Origin of the sequence: Pyrococcus sp. ST04, from assembly GCF_000263735.1 — an archaeon.
Lineage (GTDB): Archaea > Methanobacteriota_B > Thermococci > Thermococcales > Thermococcaceae > Pyrococcus.
This window is the reverse complement of sequence record NC_017946.1, coordinates 163,983-182,920: the sequence shown is the minus strand read 5'-3', so window position 1 is coordinate 182,920 and position 18,938 is coordinate 163,983. Positions and strand designations below refer to the sequence as shown.

At 44.1% G+C, this 18,938-nt stretch carries 19 protein-coding genes; 12 read left to right on the top strand and 7 right to left on the bottom strand.

Annotated features, from left to right (window positions below):
- From PY04_RS00995 to PY04_RS00985, 3 genes are all read right to left on the bottom strand, one after another.
- A complete protein-coding gene (locus PY04_RS00995) occupies window positions 1-648 on the bottom strand; it encodes a phosphoribosyltransferase (RefSeq protein ID WP_014733320.1) in 648 nt (215 codons plus the stop codon).
- Window positions 649-694: 46 nt separating this feature from the next.
- The gene (locus PY04_RS00990) at window positions 695-1,579 is read right to left on the bottom strand and encodes an asparagine synthetase A (RefSeq protein ID WP_014733319.1); all 885 of its coding nucleotides are present in this window, start codon (window positions 1,577-1,579) and stop codon (window positions 695-697) included.
- 140 nt (window positions 1,580-1,719) lie between these two features.
- Window positions 1,720-3,621, bottom strand: a complete 1,902-nt coding sequence (locus tag PY04_RS00985; RefSeq protein WP_048055865.1) for a phosphoadenosine phosphosulfate reductase family protein — start codon at window positions 3,619-3,621, stop codon at window positions 1,720-1,722.
- A 76-nt stretch (window positions 3,622-3,697) separates the two neighbouring features.
- Between PY04_RS00985 and PY04_RS00980 the strand changes: the two genes are divergently transcribed.
- From PY04_RS00980 to PY04_RS00970, 3 genes are all read left to right on the top strand, one after another.
- Entirely contained in the window at window positions 3,698-4,234 is a 537-nt protein-coding gene (locus PY04_RS00980; RefSeq protein WP_014733317.1) for a cyclic nucleotide-binding/CBS domain-containing protein, read from the top strand.
- A 237-nt stretch (window positions 4,235-4,471) separates the two neighbouring features.
- Window positions 4,472-4,807 carry a type II toxin-antitoxin system ParD family antitoxin gene (locus tag PY04_RS00975; protein WP_237710129.1) on the top strand — a complete coding sequence of 112 codons (336 nt, stop codon included), beginning with the start codon at window positions 4,472-4,474 and terminating at the stop codon, window positions 4,805-4,807.
- Window positions 4,804-5,016, top strand: a complete 213-nt coding sequence (locus PY04_RS00970) for a putative toxin-antitoxin system toxin component, PIN family (RefSeq protein WP_014733315.1) — start codon at window positions 4,804-4,806, stop codon at window positions 5,014-5,016. The genes PY04_RS00975 and PY04_RS00970 overlap by 4 nt, the downstream gene beginning before the upstream one ends.
- A 1,029-nt stretch (window positions 5,017-6,045) precedes the next feature.
- Here PY04_RS00970 and PY04_RS00965 read toward each other — a convergent pair.
- From PY04_RS00965 to fba, 3 genes are all read right to left on the bottom strand, one after another.
- Window positions 6,046-6,519 carry a THUMP domain-containing protein gene (locus PY04_RS00965; protein WP_014733314.1) on the bottom strand — a complete coding sequence of 158 codons (474 nt, stop codon included), beginning with the start codon at window positions 6,517-6,519 and terminating at the stop codon, window positions 6,046-6,048.
- Window positions 6,516-7,376: an agmatinase gene (gene speB / locus PY04_RS00960; protein ID WP_014733313.1), complete on the bottom strand. Its 861-nt coding sequence runs from the start codon at window positions 7,374-7,376 to the stop codon at window positions 6,516-6,518. The genes PY04_RS00965 and speB overlap by 4 nt, the downstream gene beginning before the upstream one ends.
- 84 nt (window positions 7,377-7,460) lie before the next feature.
- Entirely contained in the window at window positions 7,461-8,306 is an 846-nt protein-coding gene (fba, locus tag PY04_RS00955; protein ID WP_014733312.1) for a class I fructose-bisphosphate aldolase, read from the bottom strand.
- 146 nt (window positions 8,307-8,452) lie between these two features.
- Between fba and PY04_RS00950 the strand changes: the two genes are divergently transcribed.
- From PY04_RS00950 to pheA, 3 genes are read left to right on the top strand one after another with little or no spacing between them, the layout of a single operon-like run.
- Entirely contained in the window at window positions 8,453-8,662 is a 210-nt protein-coding gene (locus PY04_RS00950; protein ID WP_014733311.1) for an LSm family protein, read from the top strand.
- An 11-nt stretch (window positions 8,663-8,673) separates the two neighbouring features.
- Window positions 8,674-9,405, top strand: a complete 732-nt coding sequence (gene mobB, locus PY04_RS00945; RefSeq protein WP_048055864.1) for a molybdopterin-guanine dinucleotide biosynthesis protein B — start codon at window positions 8,674-8,676, stop codon at window positions 9,403-9,405.
- A 51-nt stretch (window positions 9,406-9,456) separates the two neighbouring features.
- Window positions 9,457-10,260 carry a prephenate dehydratase gene (gene pheA, locus PY04_RS00940; RefSeq protein WP_193384568.1) on the top strand — a complete coding sequence of 268 codons (804 nt, stop codon included), beginning with the start codon at window positions 9,457-9,459 and terminating at the stop codon, window positions 10,258-10,260.
- Here pheA and queC read toward each other — a convergent pair.
- On the bottom strand, window positions 10,257-10,976 hold the full coding sequence (queC, locus tag PY04_RS00935; protein WP_014733308.1) for a 7-cyano-7-deazaguanine synthase QueC: 720 nt from the start codon (window positions 10,974-10,976) through the stop codon (window positions 10,257-10,259). The two genes, pheA and queC, sit on opposite strands and share 4 nt — an antisense overlap.
- Before the next feature lie 44 nt (window positions 10,977-11,020).
- Between queC and PY04_RS00930 the strand changes: the two genes are divergently transcribed.
- The 6 genes from PY04_RS00930 (at window position 11,021) to PY04_RS00905 (ending at window position 18,904) form a co-directional block, all read left to right on the top strand.
- The gene (locus PY04_RS00930; protein ID WP_014733307.1) at window positions 11,021-11,716 is read left to right on the top strand and encodes a hypothetical protein; all 696 of its coding nucleotides are present in this window, start codon (window positions 11,021-11,023) and stop codon (window positions 11,714-11,716) included.
- Window positions 11,713-12,693, top strand: coding sequence for a hypothetical protein (locus tag PY04_RS00925; RefSeq protein WP_014733306.1), 981 nt, complete (start codon window positions 11,713-11,715; stop codon window positions 12,691-12,693). The genes PY04_RS00930 and PY04_RS00925 overlap by 4 nt, the downstream gene beginning before the upstream one ends.
- Complete coding sequence (locus PY04_RS00920) at window positions 12,659-13,711, top strand: hypothetical protein (RefSeq protein WP_014733305.1); 1,053 nt, start codon at window positions 12,659-12,661, stop codon at window positions 13,709-13,711. Before PY04_RS00925 ends, PY04_RS00920 begins: the two co-directional genes overlap by 35 nt.
- Window positions 13,712-13,887: 176 nt before the next feature.
- The gene (gene ppsA / locus PY04_RS00915; RefSeq protein WP_014733304.1) at window positions 13,888-16,338 is read left to right on the top strand and encodes a phosphoenolpyruvate synthase; all 2,451 of its coding nucleotides are present in this window, start codon (window positions 13,888-13,890) and stop codon (window positions 16,336-16,338) included.
- 80 nt (window positions 16,339-16,418) lie between these two features.
- The gene (locus PY04_RS00910; RefSeq protein WP_014733303.1) at window positions 16,419-17,162 is read left to right on the top strand and encodes an amidohydrolase family protein; all 744 of its coding nucleotides are present in this window, start codon (window positions 16,419-16,421) and stop codon (window positions 17,160-17,162) included.
- Window positions 17,159-18,904 (top strand): radical SAM protein, encoded by a 1,746-nt coding sequence (locus tag PY04_RS00905; protein WP_014733302.1) that lies wholly within the window; start codon window positions 17,159-17,161, stop codon window positions 18,902-18,904. The genes PY04_RS00910 and PY04_RS00905 overlap by 4 nt, the downstream gene beginning before the upstream one ends.
- Window positions 18,905-18,938: the final 34 nt, after the last annotated feature.

Below are 18,938 nucleotides of genomic sequence, written 5' to 3'. Positions count from 1 at the left end.
TCACACCTTCATCCAGAATCCGTTTTCAAACTTAAATATACCTCTTTTCTCGGCCATTCTGAGGGCCTCTTCAAGCCTCTCCTTTGGAACTTCAATTCCGTGTAGCTCTTTGAAGAGCTCTATTATCTCATCGCTTGTTAACTTGTCCTTCTCCTCGAACAAATTGTTCGTGAGGTTTATCATGTCCTCGACGAAGTTCCAGGGAAAGATTATCCATGCCCAGTCGATGTCCTTGGCATAATAGTCTGGAACAAACTTGGATCCCTTAATGTTCAGGAGGGTTGCCGTTCTGATTTCTGCTGGCTTTCTTGACTTCATGTACTCGTAGGCTAGGCTCATGCTTTCTCCAGTGTCTGTTATGTCGTCAACTATTAGGACTTTCTTTCCCTCAAAGTCGTACTGGGCTCCATACTTTAGTCTTGCTCTTCCGTCTGGAGTTGCGGTAACACCCCAGTGCTCCACCTTTATGCTGACGAGATCTTTAACTCCAAGGTAGTCGCAGTACAGCCTTGCCGCGATCCAGCCTCCTCTGGCCAGTCCAACTATAACATCCGGCATCCATCCGCTGTTAAGAACTTTCCATGCCCCAGCCTTAGCCCACTCCTCAATATCCTGCCAAGAAGCCAGATATGCGGGGAACTTCTTCATGGTTTCCCTCCCAAAAGAAGGGAATTGAAGGATTTAAGAATTTTTCTCAAATGACTGCGGGTATGCCCGGAATTCTTGGGAACGGTTGAACTTCTGCAATGTGTTTCGCACCTGCAATAAATCTAACAAGCCTTTCCACACCTATTCCGGCTCCTGCACTGGGCTTAAGCTTTCCAGCTTTTGCAATCTCTAAATAGGGTCTGAATGCATCTTCACTAAGCCCTGCAGCTCTTATCTTTGCTATAATCTTCTCGTACTCCCACTCCCTCTCACCGCCGCTTGAGACCTCCCCGTACCCGAAGGGGAGTATTAGGTCGTAGTTCCTCCATACACCGTCCTCTTCCCTATCATAGAACTCCCTGGGTATGTTCACTATCCAGAAGGGTTCTTCCATCTCCTGGCTTGCCTTCTCATCACTTCCAAACTCATCGAGGATTTCTTTATAATCAAAAACCTTGAAGTGCTTGGCCTTTGGAAACTCTCTCCCTGTCCATTCCTCAGCCTTTCTGAATAAACCGGAGATAAGTTCCTCGATTAACTCCATTACGTCCTTCATCTTCGCTCCTTCAATCTCAAAGTCCAGCTGGGTAAACTCGTAGGCATGCCTTCCATCGTCCTTGCTTCTGCTTTCCAGCCTGATGTTTGGGGAAAGTATGAAGATCTTCTTCAGACCCATTGCTATTGCCAATTGCTTGTGGAGTATCATGCTATGCGTCAGCCTCATCCTGGTTCCATACACCTCAACCTCCGCTGGCTTAATTCCTTCCCCAGCTGGGTCTGGCCAGAGTGGATCTGTTATCGGGCTAAGCATTACTGGAAGGAGCCACTTGAATCCCTTTCTCACGAAGAACTCGGTCATGTAATCTAAAACCTTTGTCTGAAGTTCGAGGGTTCCACTCAAATCCCTTGACACTATTTCAACAGCGTTCATGCTTCTCACCTAATTTGATAAAATTACTGAGAGTTTTATGTCACTTGTGCAATGAATTTTGTGAATGGGTCAAAATTGATCATTAAAAATGGTCGAAATTTGAATATAGTTCAAAAATTTTTAGAAAATTTGCCAGACATCTAAAGCTGGCTACCAATCTCGACACCTTTTATAACGACTAATGGGCATACCTCCATGCATTCCCTGCAGTGGGTGCACTTTTCGGGGTCAACTACTATCTTCCTTCTCCTCTCATCGATACTTATCGCCCTTTCGGGACATTTCGTCACGCAAACTCCACACCCAACGCACTCATACGCCCTCCTAATGAGGAAAAAGGATGCGTAAGCTTCGTCAAGTGTTGGCGATATTATAATATTGTCTTTTTCGCTGAACACATTCTCTCCAGCTTTTAGATACCCCTCTCCCTCCTCTACCTTGCCGAGAATTGGAGCGACCTCTCTAATTCTCTTCAAGTTTATCTTCGTGCTGATTTTCACGAGATACTTTCCATCTCTCTCCTCAATCTCAAATTTTATCGGTTCCCATTTTCTTTCCTCTGGAAGTTCTATACCCAACTGTCTTGCCAGTACCTTTTCCCTTTTCCCTAGCCTCCTCCATCTCCAAAAGCCGTATCTTATCCACTCTTCTGGTAGATTTAATCTTTTTCTCCACTTCTCGAGCTCCTTTGCCCATTTTCCCCAAAGCTCAGGCTTTTCTCTTTTGAGCTTCTCTATCTCAGCCAATGATTGGCTGGGGCAGAGAAAACATCCTATCCTATCTATTCCCCTCTCATAGAGCCTGTTATATTTTAGGCCTCTCGAGAAGATGTAAAGCCAAACTTCGAGGGCAGTCCAGTGGAATATTGGTGCAGCCCCTATCTCGTTTGGAACCCAAATATTTCTCCAAACTCTCCCCTGTTTGTACCTCTTGAAGCTCTCAAATTTCCTTTGACCGACGAACATCAAGACACCCTGAGGGAAATGCTTGTCTATGGCCAATGTTATGGGTCCTAGTTTTGTAACCTTGCAGCACCACCTGTAATCCATCCCAGGTGGTGAAAAAACATTTATCGCTCTCCAAAATGCGTCTCCAGCATCGGCTATAATGAACCTTACCCCTCTTGGTTCAAGCTCTCTCCTTATCTCCTCAACATTCTCCAGGGTTTCTGGAAATTCTATTCCAGTATTGTTAAAGAAGACGGCGAAGCTGTCAAATGTCTCGAGGGCCAAGCCTAAGACGGCTAGGCTGTCTTTTCCCCCTGAGTAGGCAACTGCAATGGGTAATTTATACTTTTCAGCGATTCTCTTCATGAAATCCTTTGCCTCTTCAACCTTTTCCTCTAGAGATATTCTGTTGGCTCTTATGACATCTTCAATACTTGCTTTCTTTCCTGGGACTCTCTTCCCACTCCCTTGAGCTTTTCTCTTCATCTTTACCCCAGTACCTCTCTCCCTGGATACAAGTCCATTATAGTCCTTCTTCGCTATTCCCACTCCGATGACTTCTCCATCTTCACTCACGACAATTACTTCATCGTTTCTCCTAATGCTCTCTTCCGCCTCGATTATTCCAACGGGGAGGACATTTGCCCCATTCTTTACTGGTTCAACTGCCCCCCTGTCAATTATGACCCACTTCTTCATATTCTTCCCATATCTCTCCCAGAGTAGCTTTGCCCCTTCGACCTTTAAGGCAGGCCTCCATTCGAGCCTTATTGGGTCAAATATTATCAGCCCGAAAATAAAGCCATCGAATATTATTTCATATGCATCATCCTCACTTGGAACCTTATTTAGAAGAACGATTTTACCCTCCAGAACTTCTGAGATGTCCACTCCATAATGTTTCTTAAAAACTTCAACGATAAGCTCTATGTCTCTCTTAAAGGCAAACCTAACGTCCCCTGGAGGAGTTAGCTCTATTTTAAACACGCCATCTTTACCATGAACGCTACACCTATCTGAAATCAAGGGGACGTTGCACTTCTCACACCAATGAATCCAAAATCTTCCCAATACCACTGGTCCCTTCTTCCTCACCAAACCACCGACTTAGCCTTTCGCATAACCTTTTTAAATTTCCCTTGCCAAAACGGTTTGAGTGGGAGGGGTTGCCATGGCACCAAAGATACTAGTGGAACAGGTTGTCAAGAGAAAAGCTGTGGTTGTTAAGCCCGATGACACCGTCCATAAGGTTGCAAGAGTTCTATCCCGGAATAAAGTTGGTAGTGCTGTTGTAATGGAGAAAGATGAAATTTTAGGAATAATAACTGAGAGAGACATTCTTGACAAAGTTGTTGCCAAGGGCAAAGACCCGAGGCAGGTTCGGGTCAGGGAGATAATGACGAAGGATCCCATTAAGATAGAATATGATTATGATGTTCAAGATGCTATCGAGGTCATGACAGAGAAGGGAGTGAGAAGGATACTTGTGACTAAGTTTGGAAAGCCAATTGGATTTGTAACGGCGGCTGATCTATTGGCTGCCCTAGCGTCCCAAAACCATGAAGAGGAAGAGAAAGCAGAAGAAGAGCCCGAAGTTTACGGAATCTGTGAGCTCTGTGGTCAGTACGGTCCCTTATATAAGGTTCAGTACGAGGGTAGGGAGATCTGGGTTTGCGAGAATTGTAAGGACTTGATCGAAGGACGATGAAGAGAAAGCACCTCCACTGAGAAAATGATGAAACGCCCACGGTCCGAGTCTTTTCTCTAAATTTTCCCCTTAGGATAATTCTAAAAAGAGATTAAAAACGAACATTGCATAGAATGTGTTAATTGCCCTTAATGACTTTTTATTTTTCAAGCCTCGCCCTTTAGGGCGGGGTAAGTCACTGAGAGCTGTTCTCTGATTATTGTGTAAGTTTTAAATACAATTGTAATACAATAGTATTTGGCGAGGTTGATTACTCAGGGTGTTGAATCCCCTATCTCAGTGAGGCTTCCAAAATATATGATCAAGAAAATAGACGAACTCATAAAAGAAGGTGAGTTTAGGAGTAGATCAGACTTTATCAAATATGCTGTGGCATTGACTCTTGGACAGATAATGATGGAAAAAGCGAGAGAGAAGGCGAAAACAATCACACCAAAAGAAGCTAAAGCAAGGTCGAGGCAAGCTCTCCAGAAGCTCCTTACTAGGGAGATCGAGGACGAATGGTCAGAGATCAAGGATATTCTCGAAGAAATTGACAAAAAGTGGAAGGATCTCAAAGGTGCAAAGAAATGAAGCTCGTCATGGACACCAATGTTGTCCTAGCTGCCATGATAAAACCAAAAGGACTAGCAGCTCTGCTCGTAGAGCTTCTCGACAAAGAGCACTTTATCAATTATACCAGCCAAGAAGCCTTGGAGGAACTCCAAGTTAAAATTGCAATTCTAGAAGAGGAAGGAAAACTGAACAAAAATTGGCTGCAAGTGCTTGCGAATAGTGCGTGATATGGCGCATTATGTACGGGCTGACTTCTTCCCCGCCCTGAAGGGCGAGGCTTGAAAAAAGAAAAGTCAAGTCGTTTCTGTCACGGAGCACTTTATCTTTCCATACTATTTAGTTCTTCGGAAACAAGAAAAGGTGTTCATAAACCTAACAGCCCATCGCCTCCTCCCCTTTCCATACTACTAAGTTCTTCGGAAACTTTGATGGCGTTCTTGACTGTTTCGCCGAAGCTCCCTCCAGAATCTACTTTCCATACTATTTAGTTCTTCGGAAACACGGTGACACCATCACAATTCCGCTATCAAAAATCCTCTTTCCATACTACTAAGTTCTTCGGAAACATTGTATGAAGGTGGAAGAAATTATTAACATAATAGAGCTTTCCATACTACTAAGTTCTTCGGAAACCATCTTTTGGGGGTGAGCCAATGAAGGTTGGAAGGGTTTTCCAAACCCTTTCTTTCCATACTATTTAGTTCTTCGGAAACTTTGGGTTTTTTGGTTGTTTTCCTTCATTACTCCCTCCCCCAGGCTTAAATAATTTACCCCTTCAGGAAACCCGTGCTACTGCACTCCCTTTATAAACCCAACCCTAAAATGAAGAACTCACGAAAACCCTCACACTAACGAGTGGAGGATTGTGAATAGTTAAAACAAGAATTCAAGAAATCGAAGCATGTTAAAAATGAAAAAATTACCTAAAACCAAGAGAATTCAAAAACAATGCTCAACTAAACCTCCTAGACTATCCAATCTTGGGGTCTCCCGCCTTCACTCCCTAATTAGACTTATGAGAACCCCCAGTTTTCAAATGTATTCAATTGGCAGGGAATTACTACTGGCGGGGTAATCTGAAAACTAAACCCGTTTTCAGGGTCTTATTCTTGTCTTACTTTCTCGTTATTGCTTGTTTTTTGAATCTTGACCCCGAGCAGTGCTTCAATCCTCGAGTATTCAATGCATTAACCCTAACTCTACAAATGAAAAAACCAGCATAACACAAAATAACACCAACCAAACAAAAAATAACACTAATCATCCGGTTCTTTTTTCACTATTTCGTCTTTTCTTGCTATTGTTATCCCAGCTTTTTTTCCAAGTACGTTGATGAGGACAATTATTTCTGGTTCTTCAAGGTTTACTGGGTTATTCGTCACTCTTTTAATTATTCCTCCTAGCTTTTTTTCTAGGGTCTTCTCTCCAATTTTTGCTCCTCTAACTTTTACTCTAACGGCAAAACTGCCCTTTGGGAGCTCCCTCGCTATCTCTTCTATTTTCCTTTCGAGTTCCTCTAAAGGGACTAGGTAGTCTAAGGGGATAAACTTTTGTAGTGCAAAGGTCTCGAATTCCCTGATTTTCTTTAAAGCCTCATTTCTGTTTATTGGGGATTCTCCGATTAGGACTCCTCCCCATCTGGTTCTCTTAACCTTTGCTTTTAATGCCCATTCAAGCTCTAGGCTTGCATCGCCTTCTCTTCCAGGAGGGCAGGTAGCTAAGAATTTCATTTCTTTACCTCCGCGAGCATGCCGAGGATGTGGAAGAGCAGTTTGGCACCTGTGAGTGCTGTTAAGTTCCCTAATCTGTCTCCTGATACTTCCATAATATCAATTCCAACTATCTCCTTTCTCTCGGTTATCCATTCGAGGGCCTCAACTACATCCCAGAATGACAGTCCACCAGGCTCTGGGGTTCCGGTTTCTGGAACGAGTGATGCATCAAAGACGTCTATGTCAATTGATACATATACTGGTTCTGGCATCGAGAGTACGAGGTCAACAAAGGCTTCGAAGCTGTAGTCTCGAGCGTGAACCCATTCTATGCCCTTTTCTTCGGCGTATTTTGTTTCTTCTCTTGTCCCGCTTCTTACTCCAAAAATTGCTGTTTTTATACCGAGTTCGCTAATTCTCCTTGCGACGCATGCGTGGTTAAACTTTGAGCCTTGGTATTCATCCCTCAGGTCTAAGTGGGCATCGAAAACGACGTAGCTCTTTGGCCTTAGTGCTTCAACGGGTGCGAGGGTCATCGAATGTTCTCCTCCGAGGAATATTGGGAGAGCTTTTTGGTTTATTCTCTTCATTTCTTCAATAGTCTCTCTTGCTATTTTCAGGGCCTTTTCGACGTCTACTGGAAGGGCAACGTCTCCAGCATCGGCAATCTTAAGCTCTGCAAGATCCACATTGTAGTCTAGAAGATAGCTTTCGAAGTTGAGTGTGGCCTGTCTTATGAGTACAGGTCCGAATCTTGCTCCTGGCTTGTAGCTTGTTGTGCCGTCGTAGGGTAGTCCTAGGATTATGTAATCGGCTTTTTCTAGGTCTACTGTTGGTAGCTCCATGTCGAATGATCTGTATGTGTGGAGTAGCATCTCACCACCGAGGGAAAAGAAGTGTGAAGCCTTTAATTGTTTGCGGGTGTTCCCTCTAAAAGGGTGAGGATTAAAGGAGAAAAGTCAGATTAATCCTTCGGCCTTTGCAGCCTCTTCTGGGTCTTCATTTCTGTGTATTACTCTTATAAGAGCTTTTATCATTGGCTCTGGATTTTCTCTCTGGAATATGTTCCTTCCAACTACTGCTCCAGCTCCTCCTGCCTCTATTACTTCCCATACCACCTTGAGGAAATCTAATGGGTTCTCTGTCTTGGCTCCTCCGCTTAAGAGAACAGGAACTCCCGAGGCTGCATCGACGACTTTTGCGAATGTTTCTCTGGAGCCTGTCCAGTATGTCTTTATCATGTCTGCTCCGCTTTCTGCAGCCGCCCTGGCCCCATACATGACTACCCTGTAGTCTTCTTTCTTTCCGTACTTCTCATTAATGTATGGGCCTCTTGGATAGGCGAACTGTACTACCGGGAAGCCTAAGTCGTGGGCGTAGCTGGCTATTTCTGCAAACTGCCTCATCATTGCATCTTCTTGGGGTGAGCCCCAGTAAACTGTTGCTGCTATTGCATCTGCTCCGAGCTTTATTGCATCGTCGACGAATGCAAGCTGGCTCTGCAGGAGCTGTTCATCTTTAGGTCTTAGGTTTGTCTTGCTCGTTAGCTTTATCATGAGCCCAACGTTTGGCTTGACTTCATCTCCCGCTATTCTCGCTATTCCTGGGAGCATCATAACTCCATCGATTCCTGCCCTTACGACTTTTCTGATTATAACCTTTGGATTTACGTGCTCCCAAACGGGTTCAAAGTCTGTTGGTCCGTGCTCAAATCCGTGATCCATGGCGAATATTAAGGCTCTTCCATCCCTCCTAAAGAACCTCCTAAGCCTCCTCCTAATACCCACGCTCTGAAGGGCATCCATATGTATCACCTAAGGTGAATAGGATTTTTGCTTAAAAGCTTTTGTCAATGGATTTGTCTTTCATTTGCCTTTGTGACAATAAATCTGTGATGGGCATCATGTTTAAATTTAAATTATAGTTGCTATGTGAAGTGGGGGTGGGTGAAGTGGAGAGCTTACTTGAAAAAGTTCTCAATGAATGGAGGGGTCGCAGGGTTGCTATAACTGTTGGTAGCGAGCATTCTTTTACGGGAATCCTGGAGGATTTTGATGGTGAGGTAATGCTTCTCAGGAACGTTGTGGATGTTGTGGGTAATAGGGGCAAGGCCATGCTCGTTTCATTGGATGATGTTAGTTGGGTCATGCTCCTTGAATAGGGGTGGTGTGAGTGAAGGCAGTTGCCTTCGTTGGCTACAAGAAGAGCGGAAAAACTACAACGATAGAGAAAGTTGCCAGGATTCTGAAGGAGAAGGGATATAGGGTTGTGATAGTTAAGAGTATGCATGTGGATTTCGATAGGGAAGGTTCTGACACTTGGAGGTTTTCAAGGGTTGCGGATGCAGTTCTCGTTCATGCCCACGATACCGACGCTCTGCTATTCAGGGCTAAAGACATAAATGCCCTCTTCTCCATGGTCTCTGCAGATATATTCCTTCTTGAGGGGTTTAAGTCAATAAAGCATGTTCCTAAGGTTATTTGTGCTAGAGAGGAGAGTGAGGTTAGGGAGCTTAATGATGGTCTGGGAATAGCCGTGAGCGGTGTAATAGCATCGTCGGGAATTAGGGAGATCGAGGGTCTTCCAGTTATTGATGCTACCAAAGAACCTGAAAAGCTGGCGGAGATTGTGGAGAAAAGGGGTTTTATGTTGCCCAACATAGATTGTGGGCTCTGTGGCTTCAACTGTGCGGAGATGGCAAAGTTAATAGTTAGGGGGGAGAAGACGATAAAGGACTGTGTTGTTTTGAGTTCTAAGCCAAAGGTTACTGTGAAAATTGATGGGCAAGTTCTTCCACTTAAGGACTGGGTTCAGGAGCTTGTTGAAAAGACTATAAAGGGCATGCTCTCGGCTATGAAAGGATATAGAGAGGGCAGGAGGATTGAAATTATAATCAGGGATTAGCCAGGTTAGGCTGTCCAAATCTTTTAATTTTAGGGCTGTGAGGGCGGGATGATGATATACACCCTTGGTCCGGAGGGTAGTTATAGCGAGAAGGCAGCGAAGGTTTTCTCTTCTCTCCTTAGCAGTAAGGTAGTGCTCCTCCCTTCTATATACGATGTTTTCGAGATGGTTTCCCTCGGCAATTACGGTGTTGTTCCGGTTGAGAACTCAATCGAGGGATCAGTTACACTTACCATGGATCTTCTTTTGGAGTACCCGGTTAGAATATTTGGAGAGGTTAGCATTGAGGTGAGGCATTGCCTGATTGGCTATGATATGGCAAGGATCAAGAAGGTAATCTCCCACCCGCAGGCATTGGCCCAGTGTAGGAGGTTTATAAGGGAGAGGGGTTGGGAGGTTGAGAGTGTTGAGAGCACTTCTACTGCAGTCAAAATAGTTTCTGAGCTCAAAGACCCTAGAATTGCTGCTATAGGTCCTAGAGAGGCCGCTTTGAGGTACAACGTTCCTGTTCTGGCCGAGGATATTCAGGACTACAGGAACAACAAGACTAGGTTCATTATGATAGGCCCTTCCACCTTTGAGAACCCGCTAGAATGTAATCCTTCAAAATCCTCTATAATAGTCGAGCTTAAGGAGAACAAGCCGGGATCGTTATATAGGGCCCTTGGAGAATTTGCCAGGAGAAATATAAACTTAACCAGGATAGAGTCGAGGCCTTCAAAGAAGGATCTTGGCCTCTACTACTTCTACATTGATTACGACTTCTATCCAAATGAGGACGAGCTGTTGAGGGATCTTGAGAAACATGCATCTTTTATAAAACATCTGGGAAGTTATTGTGTCGTAGAGCTCTAAATCTCTGGAACTTTTAGGTAAACTGTCCTATCTTCTCCTATTCCTTCGATTAGCCCTCTGTGCCTTCTCACACAGCTCTCGCATTCGCCACAGTGTATTGGCTTTCCATCCTCTGTGAATCCCTTAGGCATGTAGCATGAGTTCGAGTACTCGTATTTGGCGTCTAGCTCTTTAAGGAGTTTTGCTATTCCCTTTTTGTCTAAGTTTATTAAGGGAGCGACGACTTTTACTGGATTAAGTGTCGCAAGTTTTAGTGCCTCATTTACCCTTTCCACGAATTCTTTCGTGTTGTCGGGGAATGTCTCTCCTTCTTCTGCATTAAACCCTACTATTATATCTCCTCCTCCAAGAGCATCAAGTAGGGAGGCCGCCACGGATATTAGGACTAGATTTCTAGCTGGCACCCAGACACTTTTTGCAGTCTCCCTGGCAACTTCTACCTTCTCTAGGTCTTTTGCTGTTACTTTTGGTGTTTCCCCTCCGACAAGTGTTGTTCCTCTTAGTTTAGAAAATTCTTCAAGGAAGTTAAGCTTAACTATCTTTAGGGGAACTTGCAGTTCTTTTGAGAAGAATTCTGCAACTCTGTTCGTTACTTTCTCTTCATTGCTTCCATAGTTTATTGTGAGCATTATTACTTCATCATAGTTCTTTTTTGCCCAATATAAGCTCGCCGTGCTGTCAAGTCCTCCTGAGAATAACACCACAGCTCTCTTCATGGTTTTTGGATAGGGAGGGAGTTTTATATACCTTAGCCTCACCAATGTTAGGGGTGTTTTTGGTGGAAAAGAAAGTAAAAATTGTGGCCCTGCTCGTGATCATAATAGGTTTATTCGGCGTTTTGCTAACTATAAAGGTCAAACATTATCAGGGTGGTGAGATATACGAGGCCGCGAACGATGCTATGAACTGGCTTTCTAAGGGTTTTAACGTTACTGTTAGGGTTGAATCTGTTGATGGGAAGATTCTTGAGGGGGAAGTGTTTGCTGCTAGGGGTTCTACCATAATAGCAATAGTTAATGGGAGTAGAGTGACTATTGGAGGGCCGTCGGCTAGTAAAGAGGAAGTCAAAGCTAAGCATATAGAGGTAATTGTGCGAGGGAGAGTTTATGTGTATGAGGTGCCTCCAACTGAGGGGGAGGGATTTAGTGCCTTTGGGAAATATGAAAAGAAAGGTTTGGGAGTATACTCTGAGAGATTTAGCGGAACAATTTATGTTGAAAATATTAGCCTGATAGATATTGGAAAGCTTAAGTACGAGGCAGATTATACTACTTTTGGTTCATTGACGATTAAGGGGATATACGGAAACAATGCTATTTTAGTAGCTAACATGGTTCCAATAGATATTCTGAAAGAGGGGCTTAGGGGGAAGAGGGTTTTCTTCTATGGGCTCTTGATAGTAAATTCCGAGGAAAGGACTTTACCTCTTAAGATCGTTGAGGTGAGATCTAAATGAGAGGTCTTCCTCTCATAATTCCAATAATGTTAGTTAGTTTTGTTACAATTGGATTAGCAAGGGTAAAGACTATAGGGGTAGTTGTTCTTTTTTCTCTGCTCTATATCTATGGTTATTCGAGGGGAACAAGAATTGGAGGGAACCTAGGATCTATTAGTATGGGGGATGATGTTAGACTTGGATATCTGGGCTTATTTATTGCTGGAGTTATAATTCTCGTGCAAATTTTGAAAATTGGCTCGGTGCCTCTACTAAACCCAAGCATAAGGAGTATGTTAAATCCAAAACTAACAATGTTGACTTATCTTCTAGGGGTTCCTTCTTCCGTTTATTTACTACTTAATGGTCGAAAACTTGGATTGCTGTATCCGGTGATAATTTCTCTATATGCCTATAGGACTCCTGTTCTTGTCTCTGTAATAGCGATATCTCTTGTGTATCTTCAAAAGCTCGAAAAGAGAAATGTTGTCTTAGTACTAACTCTAGGCGTTATTGCATTCTTGGCATTGTCCTTTGTTAGAACAGGACTTAACTTCCTTGTTAGGGTTCAGGGGACGACTTCTGTTCTCGATGTAATAGTAAAAAGGTGTAGTCTTTTGGGATTTTACAAGGGAAAACTTCAGATGGCAGGTATAACATCATATTTGTGGGGGGGATTTGGTCCGAGGATGATGATATCAAGATATTTGGGTGTTCATGATGTAACGACAACGGCAACTTTGATTGGAGGAATGTATTTGGACTTTGGAATGTTAGCGGGTTTAGAGATGCTACTATTGGGCTTTTATTATGGACTCCTTGAGAACGTTCACTCAAACCTTGGAAGAACCTTGTACTACTCAACACTAGCGTATGGCATTGTTGGAGTTGAGACAGGTCTTCTCGACCTTCCAGTTTATGTCCTCTTCCTCCTAGGGATCCTTGTATTCTGGAGGGAGAAGAATGTTAGTGTTAGAAAAATTATTCCTTGGATTTAACCTGATTTTTGTTGGATTGGCAATACTTGGAAAAATTATTTATTTTCACGATCCTCCTCTCTTTGGTCCACTCGCCTATGCGCTCCTATTTTTACTTATGATGATGCTTGGAATGGAAATTAGACTAAGGGTTAATAGGCATACTTGGTTGATTCTGACTTTTGCGTTGGGAATATTTCTCGGAAAATATTGGTTACTTTCCTTGTCATTGCTAATTATCATAATGCTTGGCTTCGAAAGATTTGTCAAATACAAGAAGCGATTTCTATTCATTACGGCTATCTCTTTGATAATTGTATTTTCACTTATTCCAATCCTAGATGGAGTATTACCGATAATATCTCCAAAAGAAAGAGTTGAGCCAATTGCGATATCTTACGTCATAGCTGGTTATGTAAACGCTTTGGCAATTTCGCTCAATCCTTCCTTAGTTCTCCTAGGAGTGGGAGTATTAATATCTGGGATCTCTACATTTAGAACTGTCGCAATGCTCGCCTTCTTATCGTATTTCTATTCAAAGTTCCCAAAGTTTAGGAGAGAGGAGGTTATTGTTGGAGGGATGGGTTTATTGCTTGCGTTTCTAGTTAGAAGCTTTGCGGAGATGAAGATCTCAGGGAAACTACTTGGGATGGAGGTTCTCCTTGAGAGGCCGGCCTTTACATACTCCGTTTACGAGCATCTGTTTCAAATTTCTATGCCTTGGGGAACTAGACTTATTCTGAAGAATATCGTTCCGGGTTATGAAATTGCAAAAATATTTGGAGGAACATCAAGATACACCTACTCTATATTCGGCCAACCTGTCGTTGATTTTGGGATGTTTGGTATCTTGGAAGGATTTCTTCTTGGGTTAGCAGTGAGGAGCGTTAGGAAGGTGAAATGGGCTCATGTCTTCATGCTCACGGTGCTCACAATATGTATTGAAGTTGGCCTAGATGTGCCGAAGTTGAGTGCAATATTCCTTCTTCCATACTTAAGCTCGATTTTTTTGTCTCAAGCGTCCAAAGATACCTCCTAATCTTGGGGGAGATATTTCGAGTAAAGTGAGCTTTCAATTGCGATCTTGTCAAGTTAGATGAACATTATAAGTCTAATTGACAAAATTGGACATTAAACCTCTAATGAATTCACGTTAATTTTAAATACGTTCTTCCTTTATCACTCTCGGTTATTTTAGACTGGAGGTGAACGGAAATGGCGTACAAGTTCATAAAGTGGTTTGAGGAGCTCAGTAAAGAGGACGTACCTCTTGTTGGTGGTAAGGGAGCAAACCTTGGTGAAATGACAAGGGCTGGAATCCCTGTTCCACCAGGCTTCTGTGTAACCGCTGAGGCATATAAGTACTTCGTTGAAAACGTTAAAGTTTCCAAGGAAGACGTTAAGAAGATTCTCGGGGAGAAGGCCAACAAGGGAACCATAGCTGAGGTTCTCGCACAGGCACCTGATGAGCCAAGGCCACTTCAAGAGTGGATTATGGATATAATCAGCAGAACCAACGTTGATGACTCAAAGCAGCTCCAAGAGAACACTGAGGCAATTAGAGAGCTGATAAAGGCCCTTGAGATGCCTGCAGAGATTGCAGATGAGATAAAGCAGGCATACAAGGAGCTAAGCCAGAGGTTTGGTCAGGAGGAAGTTTATGTTGCAGTCAGATCATCAGCAACCGCTGAAGACCTTCCAGAGGCATCATTTGCAGGACAGCAGGAGACTTACCTTGACGTTCTAGGCGCTGATGATGTAATAGACAAGGTTAAGAAGTGCTGGGCCTCACTCTGGACTGCAAGAGCAACCTTCTACAGGGCTAAGCAGGGATTCGACCACAGCAAGGTTTACCTCTCAGCAGTCGTCCAGAAGATGGTCAACAGCGAGAAGAGCGGTGTCATGTTCACCGCAAACCCAGTAACTAACAACAGGAATGAGATAATGATAAACGCCAGCTGGGGACTTGGTGAGGCAGTCGTTAGCGGTGCCGTTACACCTGATGAGTACATAGTCGAGAAGGGCACTTGGAAGATCAAGGAGAAGGTCATTGCAAAGAAGGAGGTAATGGTTGTCAGGAACCCAGAGACAGGAAAGGGCACCGTTATGGTGAAGGTTGCAGAGTACCTTGGCCCAGAGTGGGTTGAGAAGCAGGTGCTCACAGACGAGCAGATAATTGAGGTCGCCAAGATGGGTCAGAAGATTGAAGAGCACTATGGCTGGCCACAGGACATTGAGTGGGCTTACGACAAGGATGACGGTAAGCTCTACATCGTCCAGAGCAGACCAGTTACGACCCTCAAAGAAGAGGCCGCTGGTGAAGAGGTTGAGGAGGTTGAAGAGGCTGAAGTCATTCTCAAGGGTCTCGGTGCATCACCAGGAATTGGTGCAGGTAGGGTCGTTGTTATCTTCGATGCAAGTGAGATAGACAAGGTCAAGGAGGGCGATGTCCTCGTTACAACAATGACCAACCCGGACATGGTTCCAGCAATGAAGAGGGCTTCAGCAATCATCACGGATGAGGGTGGAAGAACAAGCCACGCTGCTATCGTAAGTAGAGAGCTCGGTATTCCAGCTGTCGTTGGAACAAAGGAGGCTACCAAGAAGCTCAAGACTGGAATGTACGTTACCGTTGACGGTACAAGAGGTCTCGTTTACAAGGGCATTGTAAAGAGCCTTGTCAAGAAGAAGGAAGAGGCCAAGGCCGAGGAGAAGGTCGTTGTTGCAGGAGCACCCCTGGTTACTGGAACACTCGTCAAGGTCAACGTTTCAATGCCTGAGGTTGCCGAGAGGGCAGCAGCAACTGGTGCTGATGGTGTTGGTCTCTTAAGGGCTGAGCACATGATCCTCAGCATTGGCCAGCACCCGGTCAAGTTCATAAAGGAAGGTAGGGAGGAAGAGCTTGTAGAGAAGCTTGCAGAGGGCATAGAGAAGGTTGCAGCAGCATTCTATCCAAGGCCAGTTTGGTACAGAACCCTTGACGCTCCAACCAACGAGTTCAGAGAGATGCCAGGTGGAGAGGACGAGCCAGAAGAGAGGAACCCAATGCTTGGATGGAGAGGTATTAGGAGAGGACTTGACCAGCCCGAGCTCCTCAGGGCCGAGTTCAAGGCAATTAAGAAGGTCGTTGAGAAGGGATACAACAACATTGGTGTCATGCTACCACTCGTCAGCCACCCAGAGCAGATCAGAAAGGCCAAGGAGATTGCAAGAAGCGTTGGCCTTGAACCACACAAGGACGTTGCATGGGGTGTCATGATCGAGGTTCCAGCAGCGGCAATAATCATTGAGGATCTCATCAAGGAGGGCATTGACTTCGTCAGCTTCGGTACCAACGACCTAACTCAGTACACCCTCGCAATTGACAGAGACAACGAGAGAGTTGCAAAGCTCTACGATGAGACCCACCCAGCCGTACTCAAGCTAATCAAGCATGTCATTAAGGTATGTAAGAGGTATGGAGTTGAGACCAGCATCTGTGGACAGGCAGGAAGTGATCCAAAGATGGCAAGAATCCTCGTTAGGCTTGGAATTGACAGCATCTCAGCCAACCCAGATGCAGTACAGCTCATAAGACAGGTAGTCGCCCAGGAAGAGAGGAAGCTCATGCTAGAAGCAGCAAGGAAGCAACTCTTTGAGGAGGAAGAAGAGGAGGACCTCTTCTGAATTCTTAACTTCTTTTCATATATCCTCTTTTTATGGAAGAATTATAACCCAAAACGCCCAACTCCCTTCTGGTGAACATCGTGTGGAGGAATGATATTAGACTTGAAGGAGATGACTTCAGAAAGATAGATGCTCACTCCCATATACAGGAACTTGATTATCCCTTTAACGTTTCAATAACTCCTGAAGAGTTCATTGATTTAATGGATGCATATAGAATTGAGAAGGCAATAATAAGCGACATTGACAACGAGAAGATTCTTGATGTAGTTAAGGAGCATGAGGACAAGTTCATTGGGATATACTGGGTAAACCCAAGAAGCAGAGCCTCGGTTGAGGAGATGAAGAAGTTTTTAGAGAAGCATGAGTTCAGGGGAATAAAACTTCACCCCTTGCTTCACATGTATTCTCCCACCGACCCCAGAGTGTACGAGGTAATGAAGATCGCAGAAGACTTCAGCGTCCACGTTCAGATACACTCCGGACACCCCCCGACTTCACTTCCCTGGCAAATAGGGGAACTAGCCAAAAAGTTTCCAGAGGTTAGGGTGGTCATGGTTCATATGGGTCATGGGAATGCTTTTTACATCCAAGCGGCAATTGAAGTTGCAAATGGCCTTGAGAATATATTTTTAGAAACTTCTGGAATGCCAATGCCAGCTAAGATAAGGCAGGCTTATGAAGTTGCACCTAAAAGGGTTGTTTTCGGAATAGATCTTCCTTGCCATCACCCCGTTGTTGAAATAGCTAAAGTCCTAACCTCAGGTCTCGACAAAGATGCCATTGAGAGGGTGTTTTACAAAAACGCAAAGGTGTTGCTATGATCGTTGCAATAATAGACGGCTATACAGATGAGCCGGCTGGATTGGGAGTTCCCCCCTACCTTGGACTATACCCTAGGTATGCTTATGGAGCAATAAAAAAAGCTAGGAAAGACACATCCATATTTTATCTGACCATAGATGACCTAAGAGCCACTTTTGAGGGAGAAGGAGGGATAAGAACCAAGAACAAAACACCAAACTTCCCAAAAGTAAGGGAGATACTGGAGAAGGCTGATGTAATAATTTTCATTGGAGGCCTCCACACTCCTGGAAAATATCTTTCTGCAGTTCCAGGTAGCGTGGAAGAGGTTGCAAAATTTATTTCTCCATTCAAAGGAACCAAAATTCTCGGCGGGCCCGCATTCATGGGTTCAGCTAAAATGGGCGGGATAAAGATAACGACTAAGGAGCTTAAGTTTGCTGAGGAAGTCTTTGATTATGTGGTCTACGGAGATCTTGAGGCTTTTCTCTATGACTACTTCAGCGGAGGGGAAGTTGATCCTTTTAGGTTTAGGGATTATGAGGAGCTTCAGCCCTATGCTATTCTAGGAGCCGAGGTAGTTAAGCAATATCCCGGCTATCCAGAATTCGTTCTCGTTGAAATAGAAACTCAGCGTGGATGTCCAAAGGCTATGGGGATTGGGGGATGCTCATTCTGTACTGAACCAGTGAGGTATCCGGTTGTCGAGGATAGGCCCCAAGAATACGTGGCCCAAGAAGTTAAGACCTTCTACGATCTGGGAATAAGGCATTTTAGGATTGGCAGACAGAGTTGTATATTCTCCTATAAGGCAAAGCCCAATGGAAGGGTACCCATTCCGAGCCCCGAAGAAGTTGAAAAACTGTTCAGAGCAGTCAGGGAAGCTGCTCCAAACGTGAAAACTTTACACGTTGACAATGCAAATCCTGCAGTGATAGCTAACTACCCTGAAGAGGCAAGAAGAATCGCAAAGGCAATTGTTAAATATGGAACTCCAGGCAACGTCGTGGCTTTCGGCTTAGAAACAGCTGATCCGAAAGTTGCGAAGCTAAATAACCTCAATGCCACACCTGAGGAAACATATGAAGCAGTTAAAATAATCAACGAGGTTGGAGGAAGGAGAGGATACAATGGTTTACCCTGGCTTCTTCCGGGTATAAACATAATCTTTGGACTGCCAGGGGAAACGAAGAAGACATACGAGCTGACATTTGAATTTCTTAAAAAACTGCTTGACGATGGCTTGATGGTCAGAAGGATAAACATAAGGCAAGTAGTCGTTTTTCCTGGCACACCACTTTGGAATATGAGGGACAAGGTGAAGACTGAGAAGCATAAGAAGCTGATAGAACACTACAGGCACAAGATACGGCATGAGATAGATCTACCAATGCTTAGAAGGGTGGTTCCAGTGGGGACTATTTTAAGAGATGTCAGAATGGAGGTTTACGATGGAAACCTAACATTTGGGAGACAGTTTGGTAGTTATCCCTTGATAGTTGGAGTTCCAAAGAGGCTTGAACTTGATAGGTACTATGACGTGATGATAGTGGATCACGGTCTAAGGAGCGTTACTGGAATTCCAGTCCCAATAAATGTGAACAAAGAAAGTTCAAAAGTTCTCAAATGGCTTCCGGGAATTGGTAAGAAAACGGCAGCCAAGATATTAGCCAAAAGACCGTTTAAAACCGAAGAGGAATTCTTAAACCTGTTGCCAGACAACGTGAGAGAGTTGTATAGGGGTAAGATCACGACTGATTGATAGTCATTTTCGTGTTAAAAGTTAGACTTATGAA